Annotated in this window: 46 protein-coding genes and 1 pseudogene; 6 read left to right on the top strand and 41 right to left on the bottom strand. The window is 33.2% G+C overall.

All coding sequences use genetic code 11. The features are described from left to right. Nucleotide 1: 1 nt before the first annotated feature. The 38 genes and pseudogenes from AC2D8K_RS06335 to AC2D8K_RS06150 form a co-directional block, all read right to left on the bottom strand. Nucleotides 2-241, bottom strand: a complete 240-nt coding sequence (locus AC2D8K_RS06335) for a UPF0158 family protein (RefSeq protein ID WP_201454198.1) — start codon at nt 239-241, stop codon at nt 2-4. Continuing rightward, a complete protein-coding gene (gene gpG, locus AC2D8K_RS06330; RefSeq protein WP_002452341.1) occupies nt 238-555 on the bottom strand; it encodes a phage tail assembly chaperone G in 318 nt (105 codons plus the stop codon). Before gpG ends, AC2D8K_RS06335 begins: the two co-directional genes overlap by 4 nt. A 96-nt stretch (nt 556-651) precedes the next feature. Continuing rightward, nucleotides 652-1,344 carry a major tail protein gene (locus AC2D8K_RS06325; RefSeq protein ID WP_243590365.1) on the bottom strand — a complete coding sequence of 231 codons (693 nt, stop codon included), beginning with the start codon at nt 1,342-1,344 and terminating at the stop codon, nt 652-654. Between the two features lie 64 nt (nt 1,345-1,408). Further along, a complete protein-coding gene (locus AC2D8K_RS06320; protein WP_002452339.1) occupies nt 1,409-1,813 on the bottom strand; it encodes a hypothetical protein in 405 nt (134 codons plus the stop codon). Beyond that, on the bottom strand, nt 1,814-2,209 hold the full coding sequence (locus tag AC2D8K_RS06315) for a hypothetical protein (RefSeq protein WP_049423793.1): 396 nt from the start codon (nt 2,207-2,209) through the stop codon (nt 1,814-1,816). Further along, entirely contained in the window at nt 2,206-2,556 is a 351-nt protein-coding gene (locus AC2D8K_RS06310) for a phage head-tail adapter protein (RefSeq protein ID WP_124224504.1), read from the bottom strand. Before AC2D8K_RS06310 ends, AC2D8K_RS06315 begins: the two co-directional genes overlap by 4 nt. Next, on the bottom strand, nt 2,540-2,809 hold the full coding sequence (locus tag AC2D8K_RS06305; RefSeq protein ID WP_454340427.1) for a hypothetical protein: 270 nt from the start codon (nt 2,807-2,809) through the stop codon (nt 2,540-2,542). The genes AC2D8K_RS06310 and AC2D8K_RS06305 overlap by 17 nt, the downstream gene beginning before the upstream one ends. A gap of 23 nt (nt 2,810-2,832) precedes the next feature. Then, nucleotides 2,833-3,003 (bottom strand): hypothetical protein, encoded by a 171-nt coding sequence (locus AC2D8K_RS06300; RefSeq protein ID WP_002452335.1) that lies wholly within the window; start codon nt 3,001-3,003, stop codon nt 2,833-2,835. Between the two features lie 12 nt (nt 3,004-3,015). Further along, nucleotides 3,016-4,236, bottom strand: coding sequence for a phage major capsid protein (locus tag AC2D8K_RS06295; protein ID WP_243590368.1), 1,221 nt, complete (start codon nt 4,234-4,236; stop codon nt 3,016-3,018). 17 nt (nt 4,237-4,253) lie between these two features. Then, nucleotides 4,254-5,024 carry a head maturation protease, ClpP-related gene (locus AC2D8K_RS06290; protein WP_484698255.1) on the bottom strand — a complete coding sequence of 257 codons (771 nt, stop codon included), beginning with the start codon at nt 5,022-5,024 and terminating at the stop codon, nt 4,254-4,256. Further along, a complete protein-coding gene (locus AC2D8K_RS06285; RefSeq protein ID WP_243590370.1) occupies nt 5,014-6,180 on the bottom strand; it encodes a phage portal protein in 1,167 nt (388 codons plus the stop codon). The genes AC2D8K_RS06290 and AC2D8K_RS06285 overlap by 11 nt, the downstream gene beginning before the upstream one ends. Before the next feature lie 11 nt (nt 6,181-6,191). Continuing rightward, nucleotides 6,192-7,844, bottom strand: a complete 1,653-nt coding sequence (locus AC2D8K_RS06280) for a terminase TerL endonuclease subunit (protein WP_243590371.1) — start codon at nt 7,842-7,844, stop codon at nt 6,192-6,194. Next, on the bottom strand, nt 7,841-8,206 hold the full coding sequence (locus tag AC2D8K_RS06275) for a hypothetical protein (protein ID WP_049423804.1): 366 nt from the start codon (nt 8,204-8,206) through the stop codon (nt 7,841-7,843). The genes AC2D8K_RS06280 and AC2D8K_RS06275 overlap by 4 nt, the downstream gene beginning before the upstream one ends. Before the next feature lie 140 nt (nt 8,207-8,346). Next, nucleotides 8,347-8,658, bottom strand: coding sequence for an HNH endonuclease (locus AC2D8K_RS06270; protein WP_002452329.1), 312 nt, complete (start codon nt 8,656-8,658; stop codon nt 8,347-8,349). A gap of 143 nt (nt 8,659-8,801) precedes the next feature. Beyond that, nucleotides 8,802-9,215, bottom strand: a complete 414-nt coding sequence (locus tag AC2D8K_RS06265; RefSeq protein ID WP_002452328.1) for a hypothetical protein — start codon at nt 9,213-9,215, stop codon at nt 8,802-8,804. Nucleotides 9,216-9,227: 12 nt separating this feature from the next. Beyond that, the gene (locus tag AC2D8K_RS06260; RefSeq protein WP_484698252.1) at nt 9,228-9,380 is read right to left on the bottom strand and encodes a DUF1514 family protein; all 153 of its coding nucleotides are present in this window, start codon (nt 9,378-9,380) and stop codon (nt 9,228-9,230) included. A 1-nt stretch (nt 9,381) separates the two neighbouring features. Then, nucleotides 9,382-9,612 carry a hypothetical protein gene (locus AC2D8K_RS06255; RefSeq protein WP_394217404.1) on the bottom strand — a complete coding sequence of 77 codons (231 nt, stop codon included), beginning with the start codon at nt 9,610-9,612 and terminating at the stop codon, nt 9,382-9,384. Beyond that, nucleotides 9,612-9,779, bottom strand: a complete 168-nt coding sequence (gene rinB / locus AC2D8K_RS06250; RefSeq protein ID WP_484698250.1) for a transcriptional activator RinB — start codon at nt 9,777-9,779, stop codon at nt 9,612-9,614. Before rinB ends, AC2D8K_RS06255 begins: the two co-directional genes overlap by 1 nt. Further along, nucleotides 9,779-9,970: a hypothetical protein gene (locus AC2D8K_RS06245; RefSeq protein WP_484698249.1), complete on the bottom strand. Its 192-nt coding sequence runs from the start codon at nt 9,968-9,970 to the stop codon at nt 9,779-9,781. Before AC2D8K_RS06245 ends, rinB begins: the two co-directional genes overlap by 1 nt. Then, the gene (locus AC2D8K_RS06240; protein WP_484698247.1) at nt 9,970-10,116 is read right to left on the bottom strand and encodes a DUF1381 domain-containing protein; all 147 of its coding nucleotides are present in this window, start codon (nt 10,114-10,116) and stop codon (nt 9,970-9,972) included. The genes AC2D8K_RS06245 and AC2D8K_RS06240 overlap by 1 nt, the downstream gene beginning before the upstream one ends. Then, nucleotides 10,116-10,379: a hypothetical protein gene (locus AC2D8K_RS06235; RefSeq protein WP_484698245.1), complete on the bottom strand. Its 264-nt coding sequence runs from the start codon at nt 10,377-10,379 to the stop codon at nt 10,116-10,118. The genes AC2D8K_RS06240 and AC2D8K_RS06235 overlap by 1 nt, the downstream gene beginning before the upstream one ends. 279 nt (nt 10,380-10,658) lie before the next feature. Continuing rightward, the gene (locus AC2D8K_RS06230; protein ID WP_484698243.1) at nt 10,659-10,979 is read right to left on the bottom strand and encodes a MazG-like family protein; all 321 of its coding nucleotides are present in this window, start codon (nt 10,977-10,979) and stop codon (nt 10,659-10,661) included. A 13-nt stretch (nt 10,980-10,992) separates the two neighbouring features. Beyond that, nucleotides 10,993-11,235 (bottom strand): SAV1978 family virulence-associated passenger protein, encoded by a 243-nt coding sequence (locus AC2D8K_RS06225; protein ID WP_484698241.1) that lies wholly within the window; start codon nt 11,233-11,235, stop codon nt 10,993-10,995. Beyond that, entirely contained in the window at nt 11,219-11,980 is a 762-nt protein-coding gene (locus AC2D8K_RS06220; RefSeq protein ID WP_484698240.1) for an AP2/ERF family transcription factor, read from the bottom strand. Before AC2D8K_RS06220 ends, AC2D8K_RS06225 begins: the two co-directional genes overlap by 17 nt. 5 nt (nt 11,981-11,985) lie before the next feature. Next, nucleotides 11,986-12,195 (bottom strand): annotated as a pseudogene (locus AC2D8K_RS06215) (DUF3310 domain-containing protein); the annotation flags it as partial. Nucleotides 12,196-12,228: 33 nt separating this feature from the next. After that, complete coding sequence (locus AC2D8K_RS06210; protein ID WP_023373526.1) at nt 12,229-12,411, bottom strand: hypothetical protein; 183 nt, start codon at nt 12,409-12,411, stop codon at nt 12,229-12,231. A gap of 4 nt (nt 12,412-12,415) precedes the next feature. After that, nucleotides 12,416-12,826, bottom strand: coding sequence for an SA1788 family PVL leukocidin-associated protein (locus AC2D8K_RS06205; protein ID WP_484698239.1), 411 nt, complete (start codon nt 12,824-12,826; stop codon nt 12,416-12,418). After that, a complete protein-coding gene (locus AC2D8K_RS06200) occupies nt 12,827-13,018 on the bottom strand; it encodes a hypothetical protein (protein WP_002452318.1) in 192 nt (63 codons plus the stop codon). After that, nucleotides 13,019-13,330 (bottom strand): VRR-NUC domain-containing protein, encoded by a 312-nt coding sequence (locus AC2D8K_RS06195; protein ID WP_482895337.1) that lies wholly within the window; start codon nt 13,328-13,330, stop codon nt 13,019-13,021. A gap of 273 nt (nt 13,331-13,603) precedes the next feature. Next, nucleotides 13,604-15,913, bottom strand: a complete 2,310-nt coding sequence (locus AC2D8K_RS06190; protein WP_484698237.1) for a phage/plasmid primase, P4 family — start codon at nt 15,911-15,913, stop codon at nt 13,604-13,606. Next, nucleotides 15,891-16,439: a DUF669 domain-containing protein gene (locus tag AC2D8K_RS06185; RefSeq protein WP_002452315.1), complete on the bottom strand. Its 549-nt coding sequence runs from the start codon at nt 16,437-16,439 to the stop codon at nt 15,891-15,893. The genes AC2D8K_RS06190 and AC2D8K_RS06185 overlap by 23 nt, the downstream gene beginning before the upstream one ends. Nucleotides 16,440-16,453: 14 nt before the next feature. Beyond that, the gene (locus AC2D8K_RS06180; protein WP_484698235.1) at nt 16,454-17,863 is read right to left on the bottom strand and encodes a DEAD/DEAH box helicase; all 1,410 of its coding nucleotides are present in this window, start codon (nt 17,861-17,863) and stop codon (nt 16,454-16,456) included. Next, complete coding sequence (locus AC2D8K_RS06175; protein WP_484698233.1) at nt 17,850-18,551, bottom strand: AAA family ATPase; 702 nt, start codon at nt 18,549-18,551, stop codon at nt 17,850-17,852. Before AC2D8K_RS06175 ends, AC2D8K_RS06180 begins: the two co-directional genes overlap by 14 nt. Next, nucleotides 18,541-18,771, bottom strand: a complete 231-nt coding sequence (locus AC2D8K_RS06170; RefSeq protein ID WP_454340439.1) for a DUF2483 family protein — start codon at nt 18,769-18,771, stop codon at nt 18,541-18,543. Before AC2D8K_RS06170 ends, AC2D8K_RS06175 begins: the two co-directional genes overlap by 11 nt. Beyond that, a complete protein-coding gene (locus tag AC2D8K_RS06165; RefSeq protein ID WP_484698230.1) occupies nt 18,743-18,970 on the bottom strand; it encodes a hypothetical protein in 228 nt (75 codons plus the stop codon). Before AC2D8K_RS06165 ends, AC2D8K_RS06170 begins: the two co-directional genes overlap by 29 nt. An 86-nt stretch (nt 18,971-19,056) precedes the next feature. Further along, nucleotides 19,057-19,227 (bottom strand): DUF1270 family protein, encoded by a 171-nt coding sequence (locus tag AC2D8K_RS06160; RefSeq protein WP_107566320.1) that lies wholly within the window; start codon nt 19,225-19,227, stop codon nt 19,057-19,059. Further along, complete coding sequence (locus AC2D8K_RS06155) at nt 19,224-19,439, bottom strand: helix-turn-helix domain-containing protein (RefSeq protein ID WP_037552631.1); 216 nt, start codon at nt 19,437-19,439, stop codon at nt 19,224-19,226. The genes AC2D8K_RS06160 and AC2D8K_RS06155 overlap by 4 nt, the downstream gene beginning before the upstream one ends. Nucleotides 19,440-19,655: 216 nt before the next feature. Further along, on the bottom strand, nt 19,656-19,841 hold the full coding sequence (locus AC2D8K_RS06150) for a hypothetical protein (protein WP_484698228.1): 186 nt from the start codon (nt 19,839-19,841) through the stop codon (nt 19,656-19,658). Between the two features lie 214 nt (nt 19,842-20,055). Between AC2D8K_RS06150 and AC2D8K_RS06145 the strand changes: the two genes are divergently transcribed. Beyond that, nucleotides 20,056-20,433 carry a DUF2513 domain-containing protein gene (locus AC2D8K_RS06145; RefSeq protein WP_023374904.1) on the top strand — a complete coding sequence of 126 codons (378 nt, stop codon included), beginning with the start codon at nt 20,056-20,058 and terminating at the stop codon, nt 20,431-20,433. Here the strand turns inward: AC2D8K_RS06145 and AC2D8K_RS06140 are convergent. Both AC2D8K_RS06140 and AC2D8K_RS06135 read right to left on the bottom strand, forming a co-directional pair. Next, nucleotides 20,425-20,601: a hypothetical protein gene (locus AC2D8K_RS06140; protein WP_023374903.1), complete on the bottom strand. Its 177-nt coding sequence runs from the start codon at nt 20,599-20,601 to the stop codon at nt 20,425-20,427. The two genes, AC2D8K_RS06145 and AC2D8K_RS06140, sit on opposite strands and share 9 nt — an antisense overlap. 94 nt (nt 20,602-20,695) lie before the next feature. After that, the gene (locus AC2D8K_RS06135; RefSeq protein ID WP_119527341.1) at nt 20,696-20,905 is read right to left on the bottom strand and encodes a helix-turn-helix transcriptional regulator; all 210 of its coding nucleotides are present in this window, start codon (nt 20,903-20,905) and stop codon (nt 20,696-20,698) included. Nucleotides 20,906-21,069: 164 nt separating this feature from the next. Between AC2D8K_RS06135 and AC2D8K_RS06130 the strand changes: the two genes are divergently transcribed. From AC2D8K_RS06130 to AC2D8K_RS06115, 4 genes are all read left to right on the top strand, one after another. Continuing rightward, a complete protein-coding gene (locus AC2D8K_RS06130; RefSeq protein WP_124227912.1) occupies nt 21,070-21,399 on the top strand; it encodes a helix-turn-helix domain-containing protein in 330 nt (109 codons plus the stop codon). Between the two features lie 11 nt (nt 21,400-21,410). After that, complete coding sequence (locus AC2D8K_RS06125) at nt 21,411-21,872, top strand: ImmA/IrrE family metallo-endopeptidase (protein WP_135019219.1); 462 nt, start codon at nt 21,411-21,413, stop codon at nt 21,870-21,872. A 13-nt stretch (nt 21,873-21,885) separates the two neighbouring features. Next, nucleotides 21,886-22,413, top strand: a complete 528-nt coding sequence (locus AC2D8K_RS06120) for a hypothetical protein (RefSeq protein ID WP_484698225.1) — start codon at nt 21,886-21,888, stop codon at nt 22,411-22,413. Nucleotides 22,414-22,755: 342 nt separating this feature from the next. After that, a complete protein-coding gene (locus tag AC2D8K_RS06115) occupies nt 22,756-22,920 on the top strand; it encodes a hypothetical protein (protein WP_193390820.1) in 165 nt (54 codons plus the stop codon). Between the two features lie 183 nt (nt 22,921-23,103). Here AC2D8K_RS06115 and AC2D8K_RS06110 read toward each other — a convergent pair whose 3' ends face one another. Then, the gene (locus tag AC2D8K_RS06110; protein ID WP_207024265.1) at nt 23,104-23,307 is read right to left on the bottom strand and encodes a hypothetical protein; all 204 of its coding nucleotides are present in this window, start codon (nt 23,305-23,307) and stop codon (nt 23,104-23,106) included. A 28-nt stretch (nt 23,308-23,335) separates the two neighbouring features. Between AC2D8K_RS06110 and AC2D8K_RS06105 the strand changes: the two genes are divergently transcribed. Then, nucleotides 23,336-24,217, top strand: coding sequence for a hypothetical protein (locus AC2D8K_RS06105; protein WP_207024263.1), 882 nt, complete (start codon nt 23,336-23,338; stop codon nt 24,215-24,217). Nucleotides 24,218-24,229 lie beyond the last annotated feature (12 nt).

The following is a 24,229-nucleotide window of genomic DNA, read 5'->3' as shown; positions in this document are numbered from 1 at the left end:
CCTAGCTTGAAGCTCTAGGGTCTTTACCTGTTATAGCTCCAATTAGGCTCTCGTTCTTACCAACTTTCTTCGTTTTAGATTTCTTCTTATTATTCATAATGCGAAGTAACTGATAAATATCTGTGTTGTCAATCTCAGGCATTTTCCAACCATTTTCCATCAACTCTTTATAAAGCGTATCAAGATATTCTGATTGTTTTTCATAAGTGAAATCTTCGGGCTTTAAACGAGAGTCATCTATTTCGTTGTCTTTCCCTCGTCACCTAAGATACCGCCTAATTGTTCCATTGCAACCGTGATAACTTCACGTGCATCAATTCCATCTTCAAACTCTTCTGCAGTGAATTGGCCATCATATAAATCATTTGCGATAAAGCTATATAATTTATCTAGTAAGTTATCGTCAAATTCGCCGCCATCTTGTTCTAATTTTTGGAATTCTTTACCTAAGTTGAAACCTTTACGTGCAACACTACCTTTAATAAAAGCAGGTGCATGATATTTTTTTAATTCTCCATTTTCATCGTATAATTCAATAAATTTCTTAACTGCCATAATTTATATTCTCCTTTTCATCGGGTTTTTTAGACCGAATAATTAGTTTTTATTTTTGTATACAAAAATAGACGACCGAAGTCGTCTATAAATCAATTATGCTGTTGGTTCAGTCGCGCCTGAATCTGAAGTTGGTTCAGTTGCAGTAGTGTCATCAGAAGATGTTGATGTACTTAAAGGTTCAGCTGTTGTTTGAACTGTATCAAACGTTTTACCGAAGATTGAATTGAAAATCGTGTCACGACCTTCAGTTTTGCCTTGGTCATCGTAAGCCATAACCACTGCTAACTCTTCATCGAATCCATCAACTTTACGTTCCATGAATTGACCTTCGATTTCATCTGAACCGAATTCAACACCATCTTCTTTAGTTTGTCCTTCTTTGTTTGGTCGTGTGAATACACCTTTTGATAATCCAAACCACTCTTGAGAGCCATCTTCCATTGTACGTGGGATAGCTACGGCTGTATAAGTAATACCAGTTGATTTACCAAAGCCATAAACTGTTTTATTTGTTTCATGTTCAATTAACCCTAATAAGTCTTTTTGAACATCAATTGGTAGTTTATGGAAAGTTAAAGATAATTGTGTTTCACCTGCTGATTTTGCAATCTCAGCAACCTTGTTAGAACCATAAGCTTTTTCTAATTCTTCACCAAATTCAATAGAAAGTTCTTGAACATAATCTACTTCTTTAATACCTGATGTTTTAACTGTTCCATCACTTTCTTCTTGTAATACTGCATAGTACATTTTTCCTAAACCTGTAGCGGCATTATATCTACCCATTTAAATATCCTCCTTAAATTTTTGCATTAAAATAGCCCTTCGTTTCTCACGAAAGGCTAATCACTTAAATATTTTTATCTATATGTCTTAAACCATCTATCGTATAAGGATTTCCACGGTAGCGTCGTGCATCCATATACAGTTTTAAATCTGTGTCATACTCATCAGTTCCATCCACTTGTTTAAATCCTATTGACCATAAGGTTTGACGGATCTCTTCTTGTAGAAGTTTAACCACATCATAATTAGGACCACGAACATCAATTTGGTATAGATATTCGGTTGTTAAATTAATATCACTTGCGTAGGTTTCAGGTTGTGGGGAGACAAGAGGGTCAATCAATATATAATGATTCGACCTATCTGCCGTCTCATCATATGTGTAAGCTCGAATTCGACCTGTACAATGTTGAGCAATTGTTGCATTGTTCAATAGATATTTTTTTAAAGTTTTCAACATATCAAACATTTACAAGTCTCCTTCCAATGATTTCTTTATAATTTCTCTGAATGGTCGTTCAGTCATAAACATTGTTCTGGCAATTGCACCTTTACCTCTTGGGTTTGGGTTTTTAATTGTTCCCCATTCGTTTAAATGTATAATCGCATATCGATTCATTGAACCATGCCAGTGAACTTTAACCATTCTTGTTTTCCCGTGAACATAATAAGGGTCAGTAACTGAAACTTCATGAATACTTTCACCTGTATCACGGAACACTTCAAAATTCGCTTTCAACACACTTACAAAGTATTTAGAGCCTTTGTTCAATGCTTTATCTTGAGCTTTAAGCATTTGGTCTTCTCCGTACTTTTCGCCAATTTGCCTAAGCATTTGATGAACACCTTTAACGTCTACGCTCATTCTGAAATCTTCCCAATAATCTTAATATTCCTATGGTTATCTGTATCATCAAAGACTTGTTGAATATTGTATTTTTTATTCTTATATTGGGGTAGTTGAATTTCAAAATACATATCATCAGTAATTTCTATATTAATAGGGTGATACGTTACCATAGTTAAACTAGCTTGATTGTTCGTCATATCCAAATCTTTCTGTGATGGTTGATAAACATTAGCAAAACACTTAAAAACGACCTCTTCCACAGTTTCACCAGGAAAAAAATCGTCTGTCGGTGTTGCTTTATAAAATGCAACTGGCGTTCTCATGTCGCCACCAGTCACAAATTCATTACGTTGTAGTGCCATCATCTGACACCTCCATGTTCATGATTTGAAATTGAACAATACTAGATAAAAAATTATTATGGAATTCCTCTAGTTTATCGTTGAATACATATCTTGTACGTTCATAAACTAATTCACGACCTAATGAGGATTGTTCCATATCGAAGTCCCCACATTTTGCTTTGATATCTTCATAAGACATCCCTAAATCATTTTTAATACGATCATCTTCGATATCATAAAAAATTCTATTACGATTTTTGAATTCTTCCACATGCGTATCAGTAATCATTTAAATCACTTCGATTCTCTAACTCGTTCTAAGAAAGGTCCTTTAAAACCATTTGCAGACAAAGTTTTTTCAACTTCATCTGCACGTTTCACTGTCATTTCTACTTTGTCTCCTGCTTTAAGAGACTTTTCTAATTGCTTATCGTTGTAGTTTTTTAACACTTTATAATTGGCCATTATATACACCTCCTATGCTGTCGGCTCAGTTGCTGCAGCGTCAGTTGATGTAGGCGCACCGAATGAACTGAAATCAACATCATATACGAATGAAGTTTTGTTATCGTCCGGTTCTGCATATAAGAACTGCTTAGCAGTATATAAGTCCATATCTTCTAATGCTAGTGTTTGGTCAAACTCACGTACGATGACTTCGCTACCTGCATAGAAGTTATAACGTGTTTTATCGAATGCTACTGCTTTACCTTGAGGTACAAATTCAGATTGCTCGAACGTCACGTTAAATGGAACCGGACTTACAAATTGACCATTGTGTAATTGCATGAATGCAATACCAGTGTAGATATAGTCTGCAGGGTTTAACGCAATAACAACGTTATTTAATACGCTAGCACCTTTAGAACGTTTAACATTACCGTCTTTATCATAGTATTCTTTAATTGATAAGTTTTTGATAATGTTACCAATTTCTTTAATTGATGTTTCTGCATCAGCTAATGTTAATGTGCCTGCAGAAGTTTTTTCTGATACCGCACCGTTTGTACGATTAATTTCATTCATTAATCCTACTGGTTGGTTTTTAGCAGCGCCTAAACCTTGAATAGCAGTTTTTTCAATTGCTACTGCGAAAGCTTCTTTGATTTGTGCACGTACATAACGGTCAACCCATTGTACGCCTGCATCTTTTAAGTCTTTTGGTACTACAACAAATGCAGTTGCTTTACCTAAAGTCACGTCTTGTTCAAAGAATGATGCCTCTAATTGACCTTTAATTTCTGAGAACACTGGACCCCAAACAACTTGACCTTCGGGTACTGAACGAATCACACGTGCACGTAATCCAGTGCGTTGAATTGTGATATGTTTCAATAATGGGTGTTCAGTTTCGATATCTTCAAAGATACGATCAACAACTGTTTCAGGTAATAATTCTCCATCTTTCCAGTTAGTATCAGTGTTTACATGATCTTCTGAGACTAATGCGTTGTAGAATTTCTTTTCATCGTTAGTTAAACGATTAACATTACGTGCGTTTAATACCGCATTGTCACCTTGTTCTTGTTTCATGTCTTTACGAATAGCGTTTGCTAATTCTTCAGAATATGCATTCATATATTCTGTGTATTTTGCTTTTACTTCTTCATCAGTCGCTTTTGGACTCATGTTTGAAAATTCTTTTAATAACTGTTGAGAGTTTTGAAACTCTTGTTTATTTTCCAAATCAATTGCCATAATTAAATTCTCCTTTATTATTTAATATTCATATTGAATAAACGTGCAAAACTGTTTTCTGCAGGTTTACTTTCCGTTTGTTTTTCAGTTTCTTCTGAACCTTTGTTATTAACTTTTTTAACTTCTGCTAAAATTTCTTCTAATTTGTCCATTACATCTTCAACAGTGATATCATTTGTTTCTTTTGGTTGTTGATTAGGTTCTTCGTTACGGTATCTTGCCATGAATGTCTCACCTCCCAAGATTGTTGATGTGGTTGCGGCTGCAACTCTTGAGTTCTCAGTAATATTGTCAATAAGTCCTAACTTTTTAGCTTCTTTAGCTGTTAGCCATGTTTCTTCATCCATATAATCTTGAAGAAGCGCATGGTCAATGTCAGGGTTCTTATCGACATAACTGTTAAACACAACACTATTAATACGTTCTAAATCTTCGGCTCGCTTTTTAAAACTTCTAGCATCACCTTCATTAACAGTCCATGCGTTATGGACCATAAGCATTGCATTTCCTGGCATATTAATCGTGTCACCTGCCATTGCAATCACAGAAGCAATACTTGCAGCAAGTCCGTCAACATTGACAGTAATATGAGCATCAAAACGTCTAAGCATGTTGTATATCGTTACGCCACTGAAAACATCTCCACCGTTGCTATTTATGTTTACAACGACTTCATCAACATCACCCATTGCTTTTAATTGCTCTCTTACAGTCTGGGGGCTAATCGTCATACCTTCGATTGTTTGACTATCTATAAAGCCGTAGATATCTATTTCATTATTCGCCATTTATATCACCTCCTTCATTACCTGGAGTTTCCTCATCCACGGTTTGATAATTTTTAGTGATAATAAATTTCTGCATTTCTTCACTTCCGATAGGTTCAAAGCCTGTAAGCACTCTGATCTCATCTCTATTGAAAGAACCACTTGCAATGAGTTTGTCTACTGCTTCACTCACTTCAAGTGGTCCTTTTTGGTCAATGCTTATCGCTTTGATTCGTTTACCTTCTTTATAACCACGTTCACTGAACAACTTAGCATTCAATTCATCTGTAATTTTTTCAATGATAGGTTTAATACAGAATTTCATATAGTTATCAGTCATAGCTTCTATGTCTGCCGTATCCCCATTAATCAATCCAACTGGAATTCCAAGGTTTCTAGCTACATAATTTAATAACTGATTTGGTACTTTAGCCATATCATCGATTTGTGATGATATTTTTGTACTATTATTGCTTGAATGTTCTTCATATTTATAACCTTTTTGAATAGGAACAATAGCTATATCATTACTTTCAAACGCTTTATATGCATTATTGATAAATCTCTGCATATCATCATAACTTGCGTTGGTTAATGGTGTATTAGCCTCCATACCTAAGGTAGCTCTTATCTGATTGGTCATTAAATTAGATTTAATCATGCGACCAAAGATATCTCCATAATCATTAAACAAGCCATATAACATATTTGTAATTGCTTCGTTGTTATATTCGAGATATATCACTTCGCCCATTCGGAATGAACGTTCAAACTCGAACTCTCCTACAATGATGTGGTCAAATATATCATCATAGAGTGCGTATTCCTCTCTTACAAAGTCATCCGCAATAACTAAATCTTTTGAATCAGTCACAACAATTAATACTTCATTGTCATAAATCAACTTTCGTATTACCTTTTGCCAAAATGTTGCAGCACTTTCATCAGTATTTGGCCTAACATTCAATTTATAGTGCGTTGTCGAAGATGTATCTTTACTTTCACTATCGATAATTTCAAATTTAGTTTGACTAATTGTTCTAGCTATATGATTTATACACGTATCTAATGCCCACTTTTTTATGTAAGCTTTGTGTGATGTCTCATGTAACAATTCAAAATCGTAACTAAACTCGATTGCTTCGTTCCTTCCCATAATTCTGTCGAATATACTCAAAATCTCACCTCCTAAAAGCTAATATCTGCCATGATAAATGGTTGATCATACTCTAATATCTCATCTGCACGATAAAGCGCGTGTAACATGGCATGGAAACCATCAGTTTTACGTCTAACTTCATCTTTTTTGATGTATTTCTTACTACCATCTGGCTGCATTTTGACTGCCACATTGTTGGTGAACCATCTCATCAATGGATTGTCCCCAAAGGTAATTTGTTTCTTAGCAAACATGGTGTCAATTCTAGGTGCAAGCAAACCATGTATAGCAGTTGGGTTCTTGATCACTTCTAATGGTATACCTGCCTCTTCAAATGGTCGTCTAACAATATCGGTTCTGAAATTATCTGATATTACTTTCGTTAAATTGTATTTACTTTGTTGTTGTAAAAACCAATTAACAATGTATGAAATATCAATGACGTCATCATCAACGATTGTTAATAAACCATCATCTGCCCATTGCTCAATTGGAGGCTCAAGATGTGTTGTTTCTAAAAATTCACGTCTGATAAATGAATGTGTTAACCAGTAATACTCGTCATTATCTCTAAACAATAAGCCCACACTGGCAAAGTCTCGTACTAACGCGTAGTCAAGACCGCCAATGCAGGCTTTATTTTCGAGATTAGGTAACGGCTTATTCGTTGCTTTGATTTCTTCCCAAGGCGCCACTACTTTCTCTTCATCGACTTCAGGTAAATTCATACGTTTGGTCATAAATTCAGGTTTGTTTGATCTATTGATGTGTAATACATTAAATTCTTCTTTAATTTTACGTTTTAAGTTTTTTGCATAACCGGTTAATGGTGGATGCAACATAGGATTAGCTTTCTCCCACATTGTTTCATCATCAACTTCTTTAGGGTCGTCAAGTTTACAATAAAACGGGAATATTCTATCTTCTGAATTATTACCTGCTAAGACTTCTAAAATTCTATCTTTCATACCGTCCATAAAGCCTTCACGCACAAAACCATCAGTTGAAATATAGAATGTTCTATCATGAGGTACTTTACCTAATCCACCACGCTTTACGTTAACCATGTCAGCCGTTTCATATATAGCTATCTCATCGAAAATAACACAACCTTCACGTCCACCATCTTTAGTTTTCGTATTTGAAGTATTATATTTGATTATCGATTGCGTAGATCTATTTTTAATTTCAGTTTTACTTACTTCATAAGGTGCTTTAGGTCTTTCTGCTACTTTATTTCGTTTATGTTCAAGCAAAGTATCATATATTTCATTAAATGATGTTTTCGCTTGGTCCTCACTGTTTGCAACAATTGAAATGTCGTATTTCTTAATACCATGTATTGGTGTAGTGAAGAAATCACTAATTGCGCTTATGAAACCATTTTTACCGGCACCACGCCCCATGAACAAAGCAAATTCTGTGAAGTATGGGGTATCTAACTCTTCATCCATCAAGAACAAAAAAGCAATGATGAATTTCTGAAAGGGTTGTACTGGAAAGTACCATTTATTGATGAATCTGATACACTTATCTATCCTTTCATCATCAAAGTAAATATTATCTTTCACTAAAACATGATTTTCTAAGTAGTTAATCAGATCAATACGTTCTTGATTTAAAATGATTTTACCGTCACGCCATTGTTGAATGTATTCATCTACATATTTGTTACGAATCATACATAATCATCTACTGGTTCGTCGGTTTCTACAGGTTTGGCGTCTTTAGGTAATAAATCGGTTAATTGTTTCATCACACGTTGATAAGATTGGTCACGTGTATTGTACAAACGAGCAATTGGTCGTTCACGCTCATAGGCAGGTACATTTTGAGATTGTTGGAACATGTCGTATTCGCCATTCTCTTGAATATCTTCCCACATATAGTTCAACATCACTCGCATACGTGCTGCTTGAATGATTAAGCCTTCAACGACGTTTTGTTTTTCTTGTGGTATGTCCCGGAATATATCATGTAGCCTTTTTTCTTCTTTGTCGACTAACTTTTCACGCTCTTTGCGTTGTTTTGCAGTTAATTGCATTGACTTCACTCCTTTCTACTTTATTGGGCGGGGTTAGGGTTACATATGAAAGAATTATGAAAACTTGCGAAATCGAGCCCTCACGCCGTTCTCCCTATCGGGAAATAATTGGGAAATGATTGTACCGGGGGCGTATGATTTTACCAACGTTCATCTCTCCACTTTATTTCTTTTGGTTTGAATTGATTTCCACCATATTGAAATCGAGTGTGTCTTTTATTATGACAAGCTTTACAAAGTGTTCTAAGATTATCTGGTTCAAGTTTTAAATCTGGTCTATCTTGTAACTCTTGAATGTGATCTATTTCTAATCCAGTTGTTGTGACCTTACCTTCTTCACGACACCAAGTGCATTCATAATTATCACGCTTTAGAACCTGTTGTCTAACATCTTCCCAAGATTTACTATTGTAGAATCGTTTACGTTCTTTGTATTCATTGTAATCTTCCATAGTTAAACCTCTTATATAACAAAGAAAGACACACCACTATGTGATGTGCCTCATGTATTCGTATCGTATGACTCTAGTATAATGTTATTGATATGACTAATGCACACATGGTTCGAATGGTTCGATGTGTTCGATTGGTTCGATTAATCATAGTGACCTTGTTGTGCATCCATGTATACATTAACTATTTCATTCACACATCCATAGAATGTAGACTTACTCTTTATCTCCATAAGCTCCATGATAGTCTTGTGCTTGATGCCTATCTTAATTAATTGAAGTATGTGATAGTTCATCTCATTAGTTACATACTCCTCATACTTATCTATGAACTGTAGTTTATTAAGTAGCTTAACATTACGTCGATACTCTCTATTCCTATCTAACACTTTAACTAATACTTTATCACCTGTTCCACCTTTAGCTTTAGGCATTACTGCTTCTATACCATATTGTGCAGTAGATGTACTGTCTGCATCATATACCTGTGCTTCAATAATATTACGCATCCACTTATAATTGTCTATCATGTTTCTTACTTCGTCACGTGTATACATCTACTACCTCCATTACTTACGTTTCTCATCTATATATCTAACAATGTAATCTTTCATGTAAGCATTAGCATATTTATATTCTTCTAATTCTTTCTGTTGTTCGTGTTGTACACCTAGAGAGATGAGACAAACAATGCCTAATAGTATTGATATGATTATCCACATGTTAAGTCACATCCTCTAAATATGTGTTAAGCGCTAAAACATTAAATCCATATGCATATGCAATATCATTAGCTTCTTTAATACTTGAAAATCTTTTAGCCTCATTCGGATATTGTGTAACCTTTAATATTGGATTTTTTATTCCCATGCCACCGTTTACTTGTACTTCTTCTTCATAGAAGTCACCATCTTTAGTTTCAATTACATATACTTGATTAATTAATTCGTTCATTAGTCAGATACCTCCGCGTTTAAATGGATATGATCATCTTGCGTAAAATCCTGTGGCGCTTCTATATCATCGTTAGATGTATATTTAATTAATAGTTGCTCTGTCACGTGCTTACCTAACTCATACATTGCTAGCGTGAATAATAGTTTTGAAATGTGTTTAATCATTATTTGACCTCCGACAATGTAAAAGATTCAATACTATCAGTCTTGATATAAACTTTGTTTCCAGAAATATCACCAACAGTTACTATGTTGTCGTTATCCTCTAATAAAGTATCAATGAGTTTTTCAACGTCACACTCATAAACCGCTGTATATACGTTGTTCGTTTTAGTGATAATTTTAGCTTTTTTCATTATTCTTCCACCTCCTCATATATCTTCTTCGCCTCTTCTTTACTCTCAGCCTCAACCACCGTAAACGACTGATTCTCTCTAGCTTTAGTCACATGATTGTGAGGTAAGCCTGTGCTATCTGTGAATGTTGTGATTAGGTATTGCATTAATATATGACCTCGTATGTCTTTTCAAATATATCTGGCTTAACTGGATAAAATTCTCCATGTACACCTTCAACAACATAATCATCTTTGTATACTTCTAAAAACCCTTCCAGCGTAGCTACACCAAATACTGTATTAAATTCGTCATCGTAAGATAGATTAACTCTACCTTTAGACCACTCAATAAGTTCTTTCTCGTTATCTCCTGTGTATTGAATATATTCAATTTCTACTGGTTTCTTTATAGCTTTTTTAATTTCCATTCCCACTCACTCCTTACTCACTTCTTTTATTTTCTCTATAAAAGTTAATGACAAAAATGCAATTAATAAAGATGTCATATGATGACCTTCTGCAAACTCAAAAGTGGAAATGAGCAATACAATAATTATTAGTTTATATATGATTTCCATATTTGATTTTTTAGTTTTCATATAACTATCAAAAACCACGGTATAAAATCCGAATGCAATTCCAATTAGAATTATTGTTATTATATGATTCACTTCCCCAGCACCTCCCGAATTTTAGTTAGAATATCTTTATCCTTCGATGTCTTCTGATTTGATGAAACTCCCGTCTTTTGACATGACTCCTGTTCTGTTTTTAATCTCTCCATAAGCTTGTTCTAAACACTCCTGTAACGTCATATTATTTTGTTGGGCCAATATCACTAAAGTAACAACAACATCTCCTATACCGTCTCTGAGAGCGTCTGTGTTGTCTCTACATAATGCCGCTGCGATTTCCCCCATTTCCTCGCTCGATTTAGCAAATTGCGTAAAGCTATTGCCATTATGCAACCCTTTATCGATACTCCATTGTTCTACTGCTTTTACTAATTGATCTAATTGATTAGTCATTATCGTTGTCCTCCTAAAATAAACTTAATTGTCTTTCATCTTCCAAACTTAATCCGTGCTGCTTAATGTACTCGTTAAACTCTCTCTCACTATTGAATGTAGTTTTAAAGTTCGTCCACTGTGTCTTGAAATGACCGTGCAGATAATACACACCATTCACGATATGCATGTGAGCTACTTTCACATCATCTTGGTACAAGTAACGTTTCGTGCCGAAAAATTGGTTTAGGAATGCTTTTTTAGTCATTCTCACCACCCTCTTTCAATGCTTTTATTTTGTCTGGCATCTCCCAGTTAGATATGAATTCTTTGAGCTCATCTGTTATAGGTACATCATTTAGAATTGCGTCTTCTCCATAAAGGTAAGATACACATTTGTTGTAGACTAATCTAGCTCTATTCAAATCGTCGTAATTGCCTAACGAATATTCACTTTTAGAATAATTAAGGCGTACATAATATTTATTGTTAATTTTTTTAATACCTCTTAATTTTTTCTTGTTAGTCCTTTTGTTCAATTGATTTTTATAGGTTTTATAGTTTCTTTCTTTGTTTCTGTTATCTTTTCCAATTATATTTAAGTATCCTTGACCGTCCCAATATTCATTAACCGCATTGTTATAAGCCATTGCAGCCTTATTTTCATCGTTGTAACGTCCTAAGCTCCTAACTTTTTCTCCAATTCTTATTTTGGCATACCATTTATTGCTTTCTTTATCCCATGAAACACCTTTATATTTAGAAGAATTGTTAAATCTAGCTTTTTGCCATCTACTTGCATTTCCATTAGTTGTTAAATTTTTTCTAGTAAAATCATTGTTTTTTATCATTTGAAAGCTTTTTTTAAGAATAAAATTGGCTAAATGTTTGCTATCGTTATTCATAATCATTCTGTGATTACCATTAAAAGATTTATGCCAAATATGTTGATTTACTCTCTCATAATCTTCATCATCTATGAATATTTCTTCTCCGTCTTGTAAAAATATTGATTTAACCATTTATCTCACTCCCACTTATCAAATACGCGTTGCAAGTACCATCTCGCTTTGTCGATATCTTCCTTACCATTCTTATGATTCGCTCTAGCGATATATTTAATTGCCGACCCAATAGCGAATGCTAATTCTGGTGGGTAATGTGCTGTAACTTGTTCTATGAAATCTATAATTTCAATGTCGCCATATGTGTAATGTGGCGGTTTATTGATCATATCCACTTTCTGATTACTGATTATTGTCATTGTTATCTACACCTTTACTATGTCGTATTTGTCATCAATCACTACTAACTCACTACCTACTCGTACTTTTAGATATGGTTCACCTTTAAAGTTGTAATGGAGTTCTTCCACCACTGCAGGAAATGAGTTGGTTGCGTTTGGATATTTGAACCAAATATCATCGCCTGTATTTAATTCATGTAATTCCATTCGCTTATCCCCTTTGCACTCTGCCGTATGAGTCGGTTTTTAATTTAGCTATTGCGTTATTATCCATTAAACCTTGCAAATACTTACTACGTGTGTGTTTCTGCTTAACATTGAACAAATGTGGTTTCTTTCTACGTAATTCTTGTTCTTCTCTTGTAGCGATACGTTGTTCACGTTCTTTTTCTTCAATTTCTAACTTCATAGCACCTTTATCAGCATTTATAGGTCTAGCTATGAAATATGTTGGTTTATAACCGTTCTCAATAATACGTCGTCTAATGTCATAATCACTTAAACCATTATTGATGGCTGTTTCATAAATCTCTATAGGTACATCAACCTTTGTCGAATTGATTGATAACGGGACGTATATATCGCCGAATTCATCTCTATATCTTCCAACCGTTCTAACCATTTACTCCACCTCTACTAATTCAATCAGTTCTAAATCTTCATGCATCAATTCTTTTTCTGGGTTCTTTGCGATTAAATCTAAAAGTCGTTCGCGTTCTTCTTCTGTAGTGATTCTGTTATTAATCCACACAGGGTACTTCACGCGTACTTTTAACTTTGCTTCAACTTCGATGGTTTCTTCTCTGTGTTCCAATTAATCACCCTCTACTATTTTGATTGCATCTTCCACACTTCTTGCTACTCCGTACAAAACATTCTGTGTTTCTATAAATTCTTTAAACTTAATTTGTTCAGGTCTTAATTTACCTTTTTCGGTTTTCACTTCAATTGCGATAAACTTACCGTCTGATTTACGATAGCCAAATGTATCGGGAAAACCTTTAGGTAATAATTTAATAACGCGATTGTCTTTGGTTACGACTTTGCCTGCATTTGCACGCCATAACCTGTGGCCACGTTTGTTGATTGCTAAGATTATTTCGTTTTGTATTTGTTGTTCAGTCATAAATCCTCCACAATGTTGTTAAATGTAGGCTAATATGTAGGGTGAAAATAGCGCTCAAACCTTACGCGCTCTATGTTTGAATGAAATTATGTAGGGTGGCTCTTAAAAAAGTTATCTATATTTATATACTTCTTTTTATTTTTGTATATGACTTTTACAACTCTTACCCTACATAATATACATAAAGATAATAAAAACACTGATATAAAAAGGTTTGTAAGCTTTAAAGTGTAATTTTTACCCTACATTTCCACCTGCATACCCTACATAGTTTTATAAACTTTCTAACCCTGGATATTTCATCGGTATTTCTAAACCAAAATAAAACATCCCGCTCGTAATTCGTTTATATTCAAATTTCTCTTTCATCTTTTTGCCAAAATCTTTGTTACTCATTTTGTAGTTTCCGTTGTCATTCGCCCATTTTTTATATAATTCATATAGCTCATGAGCTTTTACTTTTCCGTCATCTACTCGCTTGCATTCATCTTCAATAAACTGTTCAATAACATCCATCTCATTACGATAAGCTTTACTTGCTGCTTTCAATTTATCAGGCATTTCTAAACCTTCCTGCATCCACATGTAGGCACCTTCGGCCATCCAATTTAAAATCGCCGGTGCTTCTCTTAACAATTTATATTTAAGATCTTTATCGACTTTTTCTTCAGGTATTTGAACATCGAACGGGATTAATACTAAACGTCTCCAAATACCATCATCAGTACCACGAATGATAGGTTTATGGTTTGTAGACACCCATATTTTAAATTTCGGTGTATATTCAAATTCTTCAGCATACAAGAAACGTGCAGTGACTTTATCTCCACCAGTCAACTGTTTTATTAATCCTTCATCAAAACGAAAACCCTCATTTGGTTCAGAACTGGTCACAAATCTCGCTTTACTTAAACGTGCAATGTCGGTATTAACATTGTCGTTTTTCTTAACCATCAATGATTTAGCTTGCATGTTATTGGAATAATCCCCAAGTATTTCCGAAATCACTTCAACAAAAATACTTTTACCATTACGACCTTTACCAAATAGAATGAACATAATTTGTTCTCTTGTACTACCAGTAAGCGAATAACCTAATGCTTTTTGAATGTAGCGAATTACTTTTTGATCACCTGCAAAAATATCGTTTAAGAAGTCTAACCATACTGCAGGTTGCATTTTTTCTGTGTAATCAGTATTGGTTATCTGAGAAAACATTTTATTGATATCGTGTTTATAAAGTTCTCTTGAAGTTAAATCAATATAACCATTCGCAACATTTATAAGCATGTCATCTCTATCAAAGTCATCAGGGGTAGCTGGTCGTCGATGCATGAGTTCATTCATAATATTTTTCTTCGCTTGAGTACCGCGTGTCTTTTTGTAGTATTTTTGGAAGAACTCTCTCGCTTCTTCTTCTGTAACATCATCACCATGAATTATTTTTTCATCTTTGATACTTTCAATCATTTCATCAATTAATTTACGAATTGAACCTTTATCATCAATTTTCCATTTCATACCATCATAAATATAAAATTTATTGGCAATGTAACTATATTTGTAAAGATTGCCGTATCTATCTATAAATCGGTCTGCGTTGCCTGTGTCGTCGTAACTTCTAATTGGGAAATCTTTTGTTTCTTCTTGATTATCGAATAGTTTGCTTAATGCATATCTAAGTGGGTTATCTTCTGTTTGTTGTTTGGGGGTATAAATATTGTTAGCTTCATTAATTGCTTTGAATAAAGTTTGTTCACCATATGTGGAATTCTTTCGCTTTTCATCCCACTTATCACGATATAGATTAGATTGTCTAAAAATACTATCCATTTGTGAGTAATCTCTTGCACACCAAAAGGCTAGTATATTCGCTAATGCCATATCAGCCTCTGAATGTGATGTGTAGTAAGGTTCGTAGTTCCCTTTCATTAAGTCATCAAATAGTTTAGCTTGCTTTGATTTATATATTTCGTTAATAACGTCAATTTCTGAAAGATTGTGGATATTCTGTTGATAATTATTTGTTGTAGGATATTTCACAGTGTTATTTGGTAAATATTTTTCATAAATTGTTTTAAAGACTTGTTCAGACACTTCTGTAACATCTTTATATTTACCAATCGTTTTACCAGTCATTGTGAAGAAACGACCACTATCGTACATTTCTATATTACCTTTACGTCTACGACTGCCGGGGATTTTACCTTTTACAATAATGTGTAATCCATTACCACTTGGGCTTACTTCTGTATAACTTTTAAATGCTTCGTTAAATTCACTAACAATATTGTCTAACTTATCCCCTTGTTTAAATCTGTGGAGATCATCATCAATATCATCAATATCAATGCCAAGGTATGGAGGTTCAAAGAAGAACCCTATACCATCGACACCTTCTGCATTAACTGCAGTTTCATAACTAGACCATGTACGTTTGTCGTTTGATTTTGCAAACTCACCTGTTTCTGCATTAAAAGGAATTTTTGTACGTTTGCCATTTCTATTTTCAAACTTCCACACACACCAGTTTTTAAGTTGTTTTAATTCATCTGGAATATTAGAAAGGTAAGTCGTCATCATTGATGTCTTCACCACCCGCAAATGCATTATTGCTACTTGGTTTATCGTCATCTGATTTCCATTCATGATTCACTTGTGGGAATTTAGTACGTTTAAAATTCCATGGTGCAACACGATTGACGATTTGTTTTTCGCCTTTATATTCATTTTCTTCTTGTTTCACAAATACTCTTACTGGCTTACCTCTGAACATTTCAAGTAACTGTTCGATACTTTCAATTGCTGTACCTTCTGGAACACCTACACCATTTAAATAGTGCATGAAGTTATCCATTTTATATTTATATTGTCCGTCAATTGTGCGTTTCCATTCATCGACGAAAATTACTCTGTTAGCGAATTTAGCTTGATGTTCTGATGTTTTCTTTAAATCGTTTCTAACAACTAATTGTAATTGTGTTTCTTCTTTTCCATTCTTCGTTGCTCTTTCTGTTGCACTCTTGATAACAACTTCGTATTCTCCTTCTGGTAGTGGTGAAAAGTCATTGCTTTCTAAATTTGAATAATCTGTAGTAAATAATGTCATAGTAAAAATCTCCTTTAATAATTGTATTTTTGTTTGATTGTTTTTAAATCTGCATATAACACCGGAAACGGTGCGTTTTTATAATAAGGATTATTAAATTTAATCCATGATTCTTTGTAATTGTTCGCTTTAGCAAACAAGTAGTAGTCTTCAAGTGTTTCTAAATCTTCCTTATTTTTTTTACGTTTGTCGTATTGCATTAATGTATAATCAACTTTGAAAGGTTTGATATCTGTGAGCTCTGCGTCGTAATTTTCCAGACCTTTCTTTTCTTCTGTTTCATTAATATGACCACAATTAGGGCACTCATACAGTTCAGAAGAATAGACTGTAAAACATTTTTTACATGTTTTTAGTCCTATATCATCGTTTTCTTTACGTTTACGCTTCTTAAATCCTTTAAAATATTTCTTCCAATCATGCGGCGTGTCAGGTAAGCCGTGCCTTGCATAATTACCTACATGATCAATAATTAACGCTTTCTTATTCGGTTGATAACGCATTGAACGCATTGCTTGCTGCATGAATAAAACAAGCGAATCAGTTGGCCTAGCTAAGATGACACATGTACAATCAGGTACATCAAATCCCTCTGAAATGAGATCAACATTACATAGAACTTTAATAACGCCTTTTTTAAAATCTTCCATAATTTGAGTTCGTTCTGAGATGTTTGTTTTTGCGTCTGCATGTTCTGCGTTAATACCGGCATTTCTAAATTGTTCTGCAATATCTTTACTAGCCTCAACACTGTGGGCGTAAAGTATGGTCTTTTGTCCGTTAGCGTGCTTTTGATAGTTTTCTACGATATCTCCATATATGCCTTTTGGTATCGCATTGTCGATTGATTTTTTAGTGAAGTCACCTGTGCTAGACTTTTTTAATTTACTTTCATCTGCCAATACCACACTTTTATAATCGTAGTCTGCTAAACGCTTATTTTTGATTAACCATTCAACTGATGGACCTTTCACCATTTCATCGTATATATCTGTAAATCCTTTACTGTTAGCACGCCATGGAGTTGCAGTGAAACCAACCCGTAAAGCGTTAGGAAAATAATCATAAATGTCTTTATACGTTTTCGCTCTACTATGATGTGTTTCATCAGTTACAATAAGCTTAGGTGGTGTAAGTTTGTGCATAATATTTTTAGCACGTTTTTCGGAAAGAATATCAACTTGCGATAAATCAACGTCGTGTTTAGTTAGTGTGTTTTTTATCTGATGACTTAATTCTTTTCGGTGTACGATAAAAAGAATGTGCTTTCCTTTATTAACTGCATTTTTAACCACTTCAGCAATCATGATCGACTTACCACTTCCTGGCGGGCTTTGTATGAGTACACCTGATTTATTTAACAGGATGTGCCTAGCTTGATCTACTAGCTTTTCTTGATAGTCGTAAAGTTTAAACGTTGCCATCCACATCACCGACTTTAAATAAATCTTCCTGCAAGCAATGTTCTCTGTTGTCTAATTGATTTTTTGCGAATACGTTATTGCTTGGGGCTAGTATGAAACCTCGTTTACCGGATTTCTCATTAAACACCAATCTTGCTACGACTTGGCAAAGACCTGCTACGTTATCGCGAATAGTTTTACGTATATCTGGTACAGCTTGCGTAATTTGTTGCCCTGCAGGCGTGTAGTTTTCAAAGTTCGTTTCCCAAGCAAGAAATACTAAACGTTTTTTTAAGCTTTGTAGGAAACGCAAACTATCGATTGTAAAGAAGTCTACACGTTGGTAATGACTCATTTCTGGTACACGTTCATTTTTACCATTACGCCCTAAGTTTGCTAACATTGATCTAAACAATTCTGAAATGTTGTCGATAGCTATTGTGTCGTATTGATTAATGATTTCTTTATTGTCTGCCAACCATTTCATTAATTCACTCCACTCTTTCCATGCTTCGTGGGTATTAAATTCTAAGATGTCGATGTTCTCATTACCTTTTAAAGGACGTTCTGATTTGTCCACATTGATATAAAGTGTTTTACCAGGAAGGAAATTCAATGTATGTGTTTTACCTGTACCTGGTTTTGCATAAATTAAATATGTCGATTTATCTGTGTTAATTTCAGTAGCGTTTGAAATGTTAAATGTCATACTCGACCTCCTCATATTCAGTTGTTTCAGTTACTGTTTTCTTTATTGCAGTATGTTTTGTCATGTCTATTACTGAATTATCTAACCCATCAAATGGCTTGGCATCTCGTCTGTTAGTTGAGTATTTAATGTCCGGAAAGTTGCCGCTAGGACGATTAGTGATATATAAGTCGTCATCTACATCATTACGTTTAATGAGATAAGTCACTGTCTCTTTCATCTACACACTCCCCATTTGAAATTTGGAACATTCTTTTATAAATTTCTGTTAAATCCTCATACAAATTGATCTTTTGTTGCATTTCTTTTCTTTGACGCTCTAATTCTTCATCACGTTCAGCTAGTTGTGACTTGAGTCGCCATTCGTTTTGCCATGCGATTTTGAGTAAGTTTAATAAATGTTCTTCTGTACTACTCATAGTTGACTACCTCCGTTTATTTTGATTTAATAAACGTAGTTCTTTCGGAAAATACGTTTACTTTTTTGACTGTTTGCTAATTGCCGTTAGCATTCAGTCTTTTTTATTTGAAAAAATTCATATTCGAAAAATACAAATGCTGCGATACTGATTAACATTGCAATACCTAATGCAGTTGTGAAGTAGATACCTGCAAATGTGAGTGCTAGTGAAAATGTGAACCATGTGAGTAATGCGATTAAGAATGATTTGTTCATCGTGTTACCTCCAATTCCTTTAATACTTCTTGTGAAAAATCTACGTGAGGAAACTTCTCTTGTACCAACTGAATAGGTATCTTTCCTCTTATTGCGATGTAGCCCTCTGATTCTAGTTGTTCATTTAATTCTCTAATGATTTTTGACGCAGTCGATTTTGATATTGGTAAAATCTGGCATAACTCTTTTGCGTTAAGATGATTTTTTATCATTATTGGTACTTCCTTTCGTGTATAATGTTGTTATCCCTTTATGAAGGGAGGTGTTATCTATAGCTAAAAAGTCAAACGTTTCTATTGATTTTGATGAAAAACAATTTGATCAAGACTTTCTAAAAGCTTTGGATAAACAATTAGCTAATTTTGATAAGAAAATGAAATGTCCAGTATGTGATAAAAAAGCGACTTTCAAGTTCAGAAATTATAAAGCTAATTGCCCGAAGTGTTCTTCTGAGATTGCTCTAAATCAAATTTGAGTCTAAATTGATTTAATTTATCAAAATCATTCTTTAAAGCTACAATGTCTTTTTGAATTGTCTCCAGCAATTCATCTAGTTCATTGCGGTTTTTTATATTTATTTTTAATTCAAATTTATTCTTTTTTCGTTTAAACATTTGATTTCCTCCCTTCTATAACAGGAATATTTGGAACACTTCTAGCACTATTAAAATTATTAGTAAGTAATTAAAGAAATTTAGTTTCCTATTAATATCAACTATTTCCCAACCAGTAATCTTGATGTGGTCGTTGTTACATTGAGATTTTTTGTTTTGGTCGTTCAATACTGCATGCTCCTTTCTGCTATACTCCTTATTAGGAGGTGATAATATGGAATTAAAATATGAACTTATACGACAAGTTCTATTAGTTGTTGAAAGTAAGAAAGACTTAAGAAATTTCCTAGACCTTGAAGATATATATGTCGATATAGATTCAAATAAATATTCTAAAGATGATGTTGCATACACACTGTTAAAGTCTAGAGATGCTGGTTTAATCGATGCTGAACCTATAAAAGGCTCTGAACTTTCTAGTTTTATGATTGGTCATCTTACATTCACCGGTCACGAATTTTTAAATAGTGTTGCTGATGAAAATGTATGGAAAGAAACAAAATCAAAAGCTTCTAAATTAAAAACCGTTACTCTACCTGTATTGCAACAATTAGCGGTATCAGTAATGAACAAACAATTAGGTTTAAGCTAATTTGAATTCTTTTCCTTGAATCAGTGCATAAAGGTTGTTTCTTGTTTTTGGGAATTTTGCGTATAACGATTCATAACTATCAATTAAACAATTTGATTCAAATATAGGTCGTCTATTATTTTCTTCGTCATAGTAGTAATAGATGACTTTTTTATTTTGTTCATGCATTTGTTTTCCTCCTTTAAGTTGTTTGTCAATTGTGGGTTAAATCGTTGCTAAGTTGTAATTCGTTCAATTATTATCACTTAAAGTGATACTAATATTAAATTTTTTTAGCCTTTATATAATCAACTTCGGTGTTGAATAATTTGGCTAAAGCATAAAGTTGTAATCCTTTTAGTTCAGCGTCATCTTTTTCCCATCTTATTACAGATTGCTTAGTGACACCTAATTTATCAGCTACATCTTGTTGTGTCATTTTTGAATTAGTACGCCACACTTTTACTGGAAACTCTTTAAAATCCTCTGGCATTTCGTATCACCTCCTATTGACACCTACAACTATACTATCACTTAAAGTAATATGTCAACACTTAAAGTGATATTTATTTAAAAATAGTAATAATAAGTGTTGTAAAGTAATATCACTTATGGTAAATTAGTATTACATTAAGTAATACTAAAAGGAGAAAAAACATGGAATATAAAAGTGCGAGAAAAATTTTGTCGGAGAATTTAGATCAACTTATGAAAGAGAACAACGTAACGCAAATAGAACTTTCTGAAGCAATCGGGGTAAGCCAATCCACAATCTCTAATTGGTTGAAAGAAGTTAAATATCCTAGAATTAGTAAAATACAGGAATTAGCTAATTACTTTAATGTACCGAAATCACGAATTACTGAAGATAAAAATGAAATAAAACAAAACACAATGGCTGCTCATTTCGATAAAGATGGCCTAACTGAAGAAGAAATTGAAGAAGTAAAACAATTTATTGAATTTGTTAAAAATAAAAGAAAATAAAGGGTGTTAATATGGGGAAGTATGAAGATTTGATAATAAAGAATAATCACTTACCTATAACTGAAACAAACCGATTACCTCACTTTCAATCCGGTTTTTATATGAATGGAGAAATATTCATCAATGAAAATAAATCGACAACTTCTAAACTTGAGGCATTAGCCGAAGAATTAGCTCACCATCAAATTACTTATGGGAATATTCTAGACTCTAGTAAAATACAGAATAAAAAATATGAGTTGAAAGCTAGACGTTTAGCTAGTGAAATATTAATACCATTAGAAAACATCGTTAAAGCATTTAAACATGGCGTTCATAATTTATATGAACTTGCCGAATTCCTAGAAGTATCAGAGAATTTCATCATCAAAAGTTTAGAACACTATAAGCAAAAGTATGGATTAACTACTCGATGCGGTGATTATGTAATCGCATTTGAACCATTAAGAGTGTTTGAATACAAAAATATATAAAGGAGCAACAAAAATGAAATTCAAAATATTAGGAACTGCATTACTATCTGCAACATTATTATTGACTGCATGTGGTCAAGGTGAGGACCATTCTAAAAAAGGCGATGACAAGAAATCAGAAAGTAAATCTGATAAGAAATCTAATGATCCAAAGAAAAATAAAGATAAAAAATCAGAGGACAATAAAGAGAAAGATAACAACAAAGAAAAAGACCAATCAAGTGAAGATAATCAACAAAATGAACAGTCTAATGATCAAAATAATTCTCAGAACAATTCAAATCAGAATAACCAACAAGCTCAACAGTCTCAACAACAACCTGCTCAAAACCAACAAGCAAATGCACAACAAAACAGTGGTGATCTAAATCAAGAACAAATGGAAGCTAATGCCAAAGTTGCTAAACAAAATGGTTATACAGGTATACCAAATGGAGATGTTGGCGGTGTTCCTACTTCAGATAAAGCATTTTCCAATGACCAGTTAGATCCCGAAACTGGATTACCTAAAGATGACGCAGTACCACAAGATACAGAATAATTCCACTTGGTACCTAGTGCCCCTTTTATTTTACTCTATTACGTTTGATCCGTTGAGGCTTTTTAAATTGCATAGAGTAGATTAACGCCGTGCTATTGGCAGATATAAATTAAATGGAAACATAAAGAAACCACGGATAAAAACCGTGGTGATAACAATATTGAGTATCGGAACAACTACCCTAGATAACTTCAGCCGCGCAACAGAATTCAACACCACGAGCGCCCGATATCCTGTTAACTTTATTATAACATGAAATTATATATAAGTATTTTGTTAATAGCTTGAAACTATTAATCTACCCTGTAGAAAAAAATCATAAATTTATAAAGGAGAAATATAATGAAAATAATTAATTATCAAGTTAAACTGAGAAAAATTTTTTATACCGTGAGAACTAACAGAGGTAATGTTTTTAGGAAGTCACGTCCTAAAAAGGAAAGTATCATGAAAACACGCAGAAAATTACAAAAATACGCCCGTGAAATTGATAAAAAAAGAAAGTAACTCCAAAGGAGTTGTTATTTATGAAAGAAACACATGAAGTTTGATAATTGTAATTTTAGTGGCACTTATTCTTACTGGCTAATAATGATAATTGGAAGATATTAGAAAGAATATAATTCTATGATTCAACCCGTCCTAGTGGTGGTTTGATGTAAATTAAAAAACGCCTAACTGAGTTAGACGTCAAAATTTACCATTTTTAATTGCATTAGCCCATAATGATGATTGCTGTTTATTTTTATTGTTTAATTTTTTTTGATTTTTAAGTTCTTTCATCTTATTATCGTTTTTCTCTTCAACTTTTTCAAATTGATATTTTACTTGATTAGAAAAATGTTTGAATTCAATATCATCTTTTTGCTTCATTTCTTTTAAAGATTTTAACATACAATCACCACCTAAGGAGGAATTTACTTTGAAACATTATTTATATACCGATAAAGAATTTATATATTCTTATTTAAGCCAACACGGAAAAGGTTTAAATCTATCTTACAGTCAAATGAACAAAAATACAAGTACAGAAAGCGAAGGTACAATCACTGCTAACACGAAATCCACAAATGAAATTAACGGAAAGTCAACAGGAGATTTAGGTTTAGAAATCAGTGCAGGCGTAGCAAAAGGTTCATATAAAAGCGGTGCTAATTATAAAATAAAAATCAATAAAAATTCTTTGAAAGAAACTTTAAATTTTATTAATTCGAAAAGTGAAGCTCAATCAGAATTGTATAAAATCGAATTGCACGATTATCTTTATGAAATATTTGAAAATACCGCTATGAATAAAGGTGATAAAATTTCTTTATATTCAGATAAAAAATTAACAATTGCAGAATTGGACGGTAATCATTTCAAATTTTTAGAACAATTAATGAATATTTATATAAAGTCTGAAACATCAAGTTTCATCGGTATCGATAAAAAAACTCAAGAAGAATTCAATGGTATGAAAAAAGATTTGAAACCTTTAGAAAAAATGAGTTCAATTATAGATAAATTAGTACCTGGAGATTATAAAATTATACTTGAACACGATAATCAATCTTTAATCGGTTCACTTTACAAAGGAAATTTAAATGTCCCATTTAAAGAGCTAAAATACTTTTACGCTCAAAGTAAATTAAACATCGTTGGAATAAAGGCTAGCAAAATCGAATTTAATAAATTTGAATATGAAAATGTATTTGAAGTTATACAATTAGATGCTTCATTACAAGGGCCATTATTAAATGAATTATTACCGAATGAATCAATTTATTATTTTAAACCTATTTTGATTTACAGTAATATTTAGTGATCTTTAGGG

The organism is Staphylococcus sp. 510 (genome assembly GCF_057219715.1).
This window is presented reverse-complemented; position numbering and strand designations above follow the sequence as displayed.

What these genes read in the sequence shown, in the direction of transcription:
- gpG (WP_002452341.1), bottom strand. Translation starts at nt 555, where the DNA reads ATGGCAGTTAAGAAATTTATTGAATTATACGATGAAAATGGAGAATTA.
- AC2D8K_RS06325 (WP_243590365.1), bottom strand. Translation starts at nt 1,344, where the DNA reads ATGGGTAGATATAATGCCGCTACAGGTTTAGGAAAAATGTACTATGCA.
- AC2D8K_RS06320 (WP_002452339.1), bottom strand. Translation starts at nt 1,813, where the DNA reads ATGTTTGATATGTTGAAAACTTTAAAAAAATATCTATTGAACAATGCA.
- AC2D8K_RS06315 (WP_049423793.1), bottom strand. Translation starts at nt 2,209, where the DNA reads ATGAGCGTAGACGTTAAAGGTGTTCATCAAATGCTTAGGCAAATTGGC.
- AC2D8K_RS06310 (WP_124224504.1), bottom strand. Translation starts at nt 2,556, where the DNA reads ATGGCACTACAACGTAATGAATTTGTGACTGGTGGCGACATGAGAACG.
- AC2D8K_RS06300 (WP_002452335.1), bottom strand. Translation starts at nt 3,003, where the DNA reads ATGGCCAATTATAAAGTGTTAAAAAACTACAACGATAAGCAATTAGAA.
- AC2D8K_RS06295 (WP_243590368.1), bottom strand. Translation starts at nt 4,236, where the DNA reads ATGGCAATTGATTTGGAAAATAAACAAGAGTTTCAAAACTCTCAACAG.
- AC2D8K_RS06290 (WP_484698255.1), bottom strand. Translation starts at nt 5,024, where the DNA reads ATGGCGAATAATGAAATAGATATCTACGGCTTTATAGATAGTCAAACA.
- AC2D8K_RS06280 (WP_243590371.1), bottom strand. Translation starts at nt 7,844, where the DNA reads ATGATTCGTAACAAATATGTAGATGAATACATTCAACAATGGCGTGAC.
- AC2D8K_RS06275 (WP_049423804.1), bottom strand. Translation starts at nt 8,206, where the DNA reads ATGCAATTAACTGCAAAACAACGCAAAGAGCGTGAAAAGTTAGTCGAC.
- AC2D8K_RS06270 (WP_002452329.1), bottom strand. Translation starts at nt 8,658, where the DNA reads ATGGAAGATTACAATGAATACAAAGAACGTAAACGATTCTACAATAGT.
- AC2D8K_RS06265 (WP_002452328.1), bottom strand. Translation starts at nt 9,215, where the DNA reads ATGTATACACGTGACGAAGTAAGAAACATGATAGACAATTATAAGTGG.
- AC2D8K_RS06260 (WP_484698252.1), bottom strand. Translation starts at nt 9,380, where the DNA reads ATGTGGATAATCATATCAATACTATTAGGCATTGTTTGTCTCATCTCT.
- AC2D8K_RS06255 (WP_394217404.1), bottom strand. Translation starts at nt 9,612, where the DNA reads ATGAACGAATTAATTAATCAAGTATATGTAATTGAAACTAAAGATGGT.
- rinB (WP_484698250.1), bottom strand. Translation starts at nt 9,779, where the DNA reads ATGATTAAACACATTTCAAAACTATTATTCACGCTAGCAATGTATGAG.
- AC2D8K_RS06245 (WP_484698249.1), bottom strand. Translation starts at nt 9,970, where the DNA reads ATGAAAAAAGCTAAAATTATCACTAAAACGAACAACGTATATACAGCG.
- AC2D8K_RS06240 (WP_484698247.1), bottom strand. Translation starts at nt 10,116, where the DNA reads ATGCAATACCTAATCACAACATTCACAGATAGCACAGGCTTACCTCAC.
- AC2D8K_RS06235 (WP_484698245.1), bottom strand. Translation starts at nt 10,379, where the DNA reads ATGGAAATTAAAAAAGCTATAAAGAAACCAGTAGAAATTGAATATATT.
- AC2D8K_RS06230 (WP_484698243.1), bottom strand. Translation starts at nt 10,979, where the DNA reads ATGACTAATCAATTAGATCAATTAGTAAAAGCAGTAGAACAATGGAGT.
- AC2D8K_RS06220 (WP_484698240.1), bottom strand. Translation starts at nt 11,980, where the DNA reads ATGGTTAAATCAATATTTTTACAAGACGGAGAAGAAATATTCATAGAT.
- AC2D8K_RS06210 (WP_023373526.1), bottom strand. Translation starts at nt 12,411, where the DNA reads ATGGAATTACATGAATTAAATACAGGCGATGATATTTGGTTCAAATAT.
- AC2D8K_RS06205 (WP_484698239.1), bottom strand. Translation starts at nt 12,826, where the DNA reads ATGGTTAGAACGGTTGGAAGATATAGAGATGAATTCGGCGATATATAC.
- AC2D8K_RS06195 (WP_482895337.1), bottom strand. Translation starts at nt 13,330, where the DNA reads ATGACTGAACAACAAATACAAAACGAAATAATCTTAGCAATCAACAAA.
- AC2D8K_RS06190 (WP_484698237.1), bottom strand. Translation starts at nt 15,913, where the DNA reads ATGATGACGACTTACCTTTCTAATATTCCAGATGAATTAAAACAACTT.
- AC2D8K_RS06185 (WP_002452315.1), bottom strand. Translation starts at nt 16,439, where the DNA reads ATGACATTATTTACTACAGATTATTCAAATTTAGAAAGCAATGACTTT.
- AC2D8K_RS06180 (WP_484698235.1), bottom strand. Translation starts at nt 17,863, where the DNA reads ATGGCAACGTTTAAACTTTACGACTATCAAGAAAAGCTAGTAGATCAA.
- AC2D8K_RS06175 (WP_484698233.1), bottom strand. Translation starts at nt 18,551, where the DNA reads ATGACATTTAACATTTCAAACGCTACTGAAATTAACACAGATAAATCG.
- AC2D8K_RS06170 (WP_454340439.1), bottom strand. Translation starts at nt 18,771, where the DNA reads ATGAAAGAGACAGTGACTTATCTCATTAAACGTAATGATGTAGATGAC.
- AC2D8K_RS06165 (WP_484698230.1), bottom strand. Translation starts at nt 18,970, where the DNA reads ATGAGTAGTACAGAAGAACATTTATTAAACTTACTCAAAATCGCATGG.
- AC2D8K_RS06160 (WP_107566320.1), bottom strand. Translation starts at nt 19,227, where the DNA reads ATGAACAAATCATTCTTAATCGCATTACTCACATGGTTCACATTTTCA.
- AC2D8K_RS06155 (WP_037552631.1), bottom strand. Translation starts at nt 19,439, where the DNA reads ATGATAAAAAATCATCTTAACGCAAAAGAGTTATGCCAGATTTTACCA.
- AC2D8K_RS06150 (WP_484698228.1), bottom strand. Translation starts at nt 19,841, where the DNA reads ATGTTTAAACGAAAAAAGAATAAATTTGAATTAAAAATAAATATAAAA.
- AC2D8K_RS06145 (WP_023374904.1), top strand. Translation starts at nt 20,056, where the DNA reads ATGGAATTAAAATATGAACTTATACGACAAGTTCTATTAGTTGTTGAA.
- AC2D8K_RS06140 (WP_023374903.1), bottom strand. Translation starts at nt 20,601, where the DNA reads ATGCATGAACAAAATAAAAAAGTCATCTATTACTACTATGACGAAGAA.
- AC2D8K_RS06135 (WP_119527341.1), bottom strand. Translation starts at nt 20,905, where the DNA reads ATGCCAGAGGATTTTAAAGAGTTTCCAGTAAAAGTGTGGCGTACTAAT.
- AC2D8K_RS06130 (WP_124227912.1), top strand. Translation starts at nt 21,070, where the DNA reads ATGGAATATAAAAGTGCGAGAAAAATTTTGTCGGAGAATTTAGATCAA.
- AC2D8K_RS06125 (WP_135019219.1), top strand. Translation starts at nt 21,411, where the DNA reads ATGGGGAAGTATGAAGATTTGATAATAAAGAATAATCACTTACCTATA.
- AC2D8K_RS06120 (WP_484698225.1), top strand. Translation starts at nt 21,886, where the DNA reads ATGAAATTCAAAATATTAGGAACTGCATTACTATCTGCAACATTATTA.
- AC2D8K_RS06115 (WP_193390820.1), top strand. Translation starts at nt 22,756, where the DNA reads ATGAAAATAATTAATTATCAAGTTAAACTGAGAAAAATTTTTTATACC.
- AC2D8K_RS06110 (WP_207024265.1), bottom strand. Translation starts at nt 23,307, where the DNA reads ATGTTAAAATCTTTAAAAGAAATGAAGCAAAAAGATGATATTGAATTC.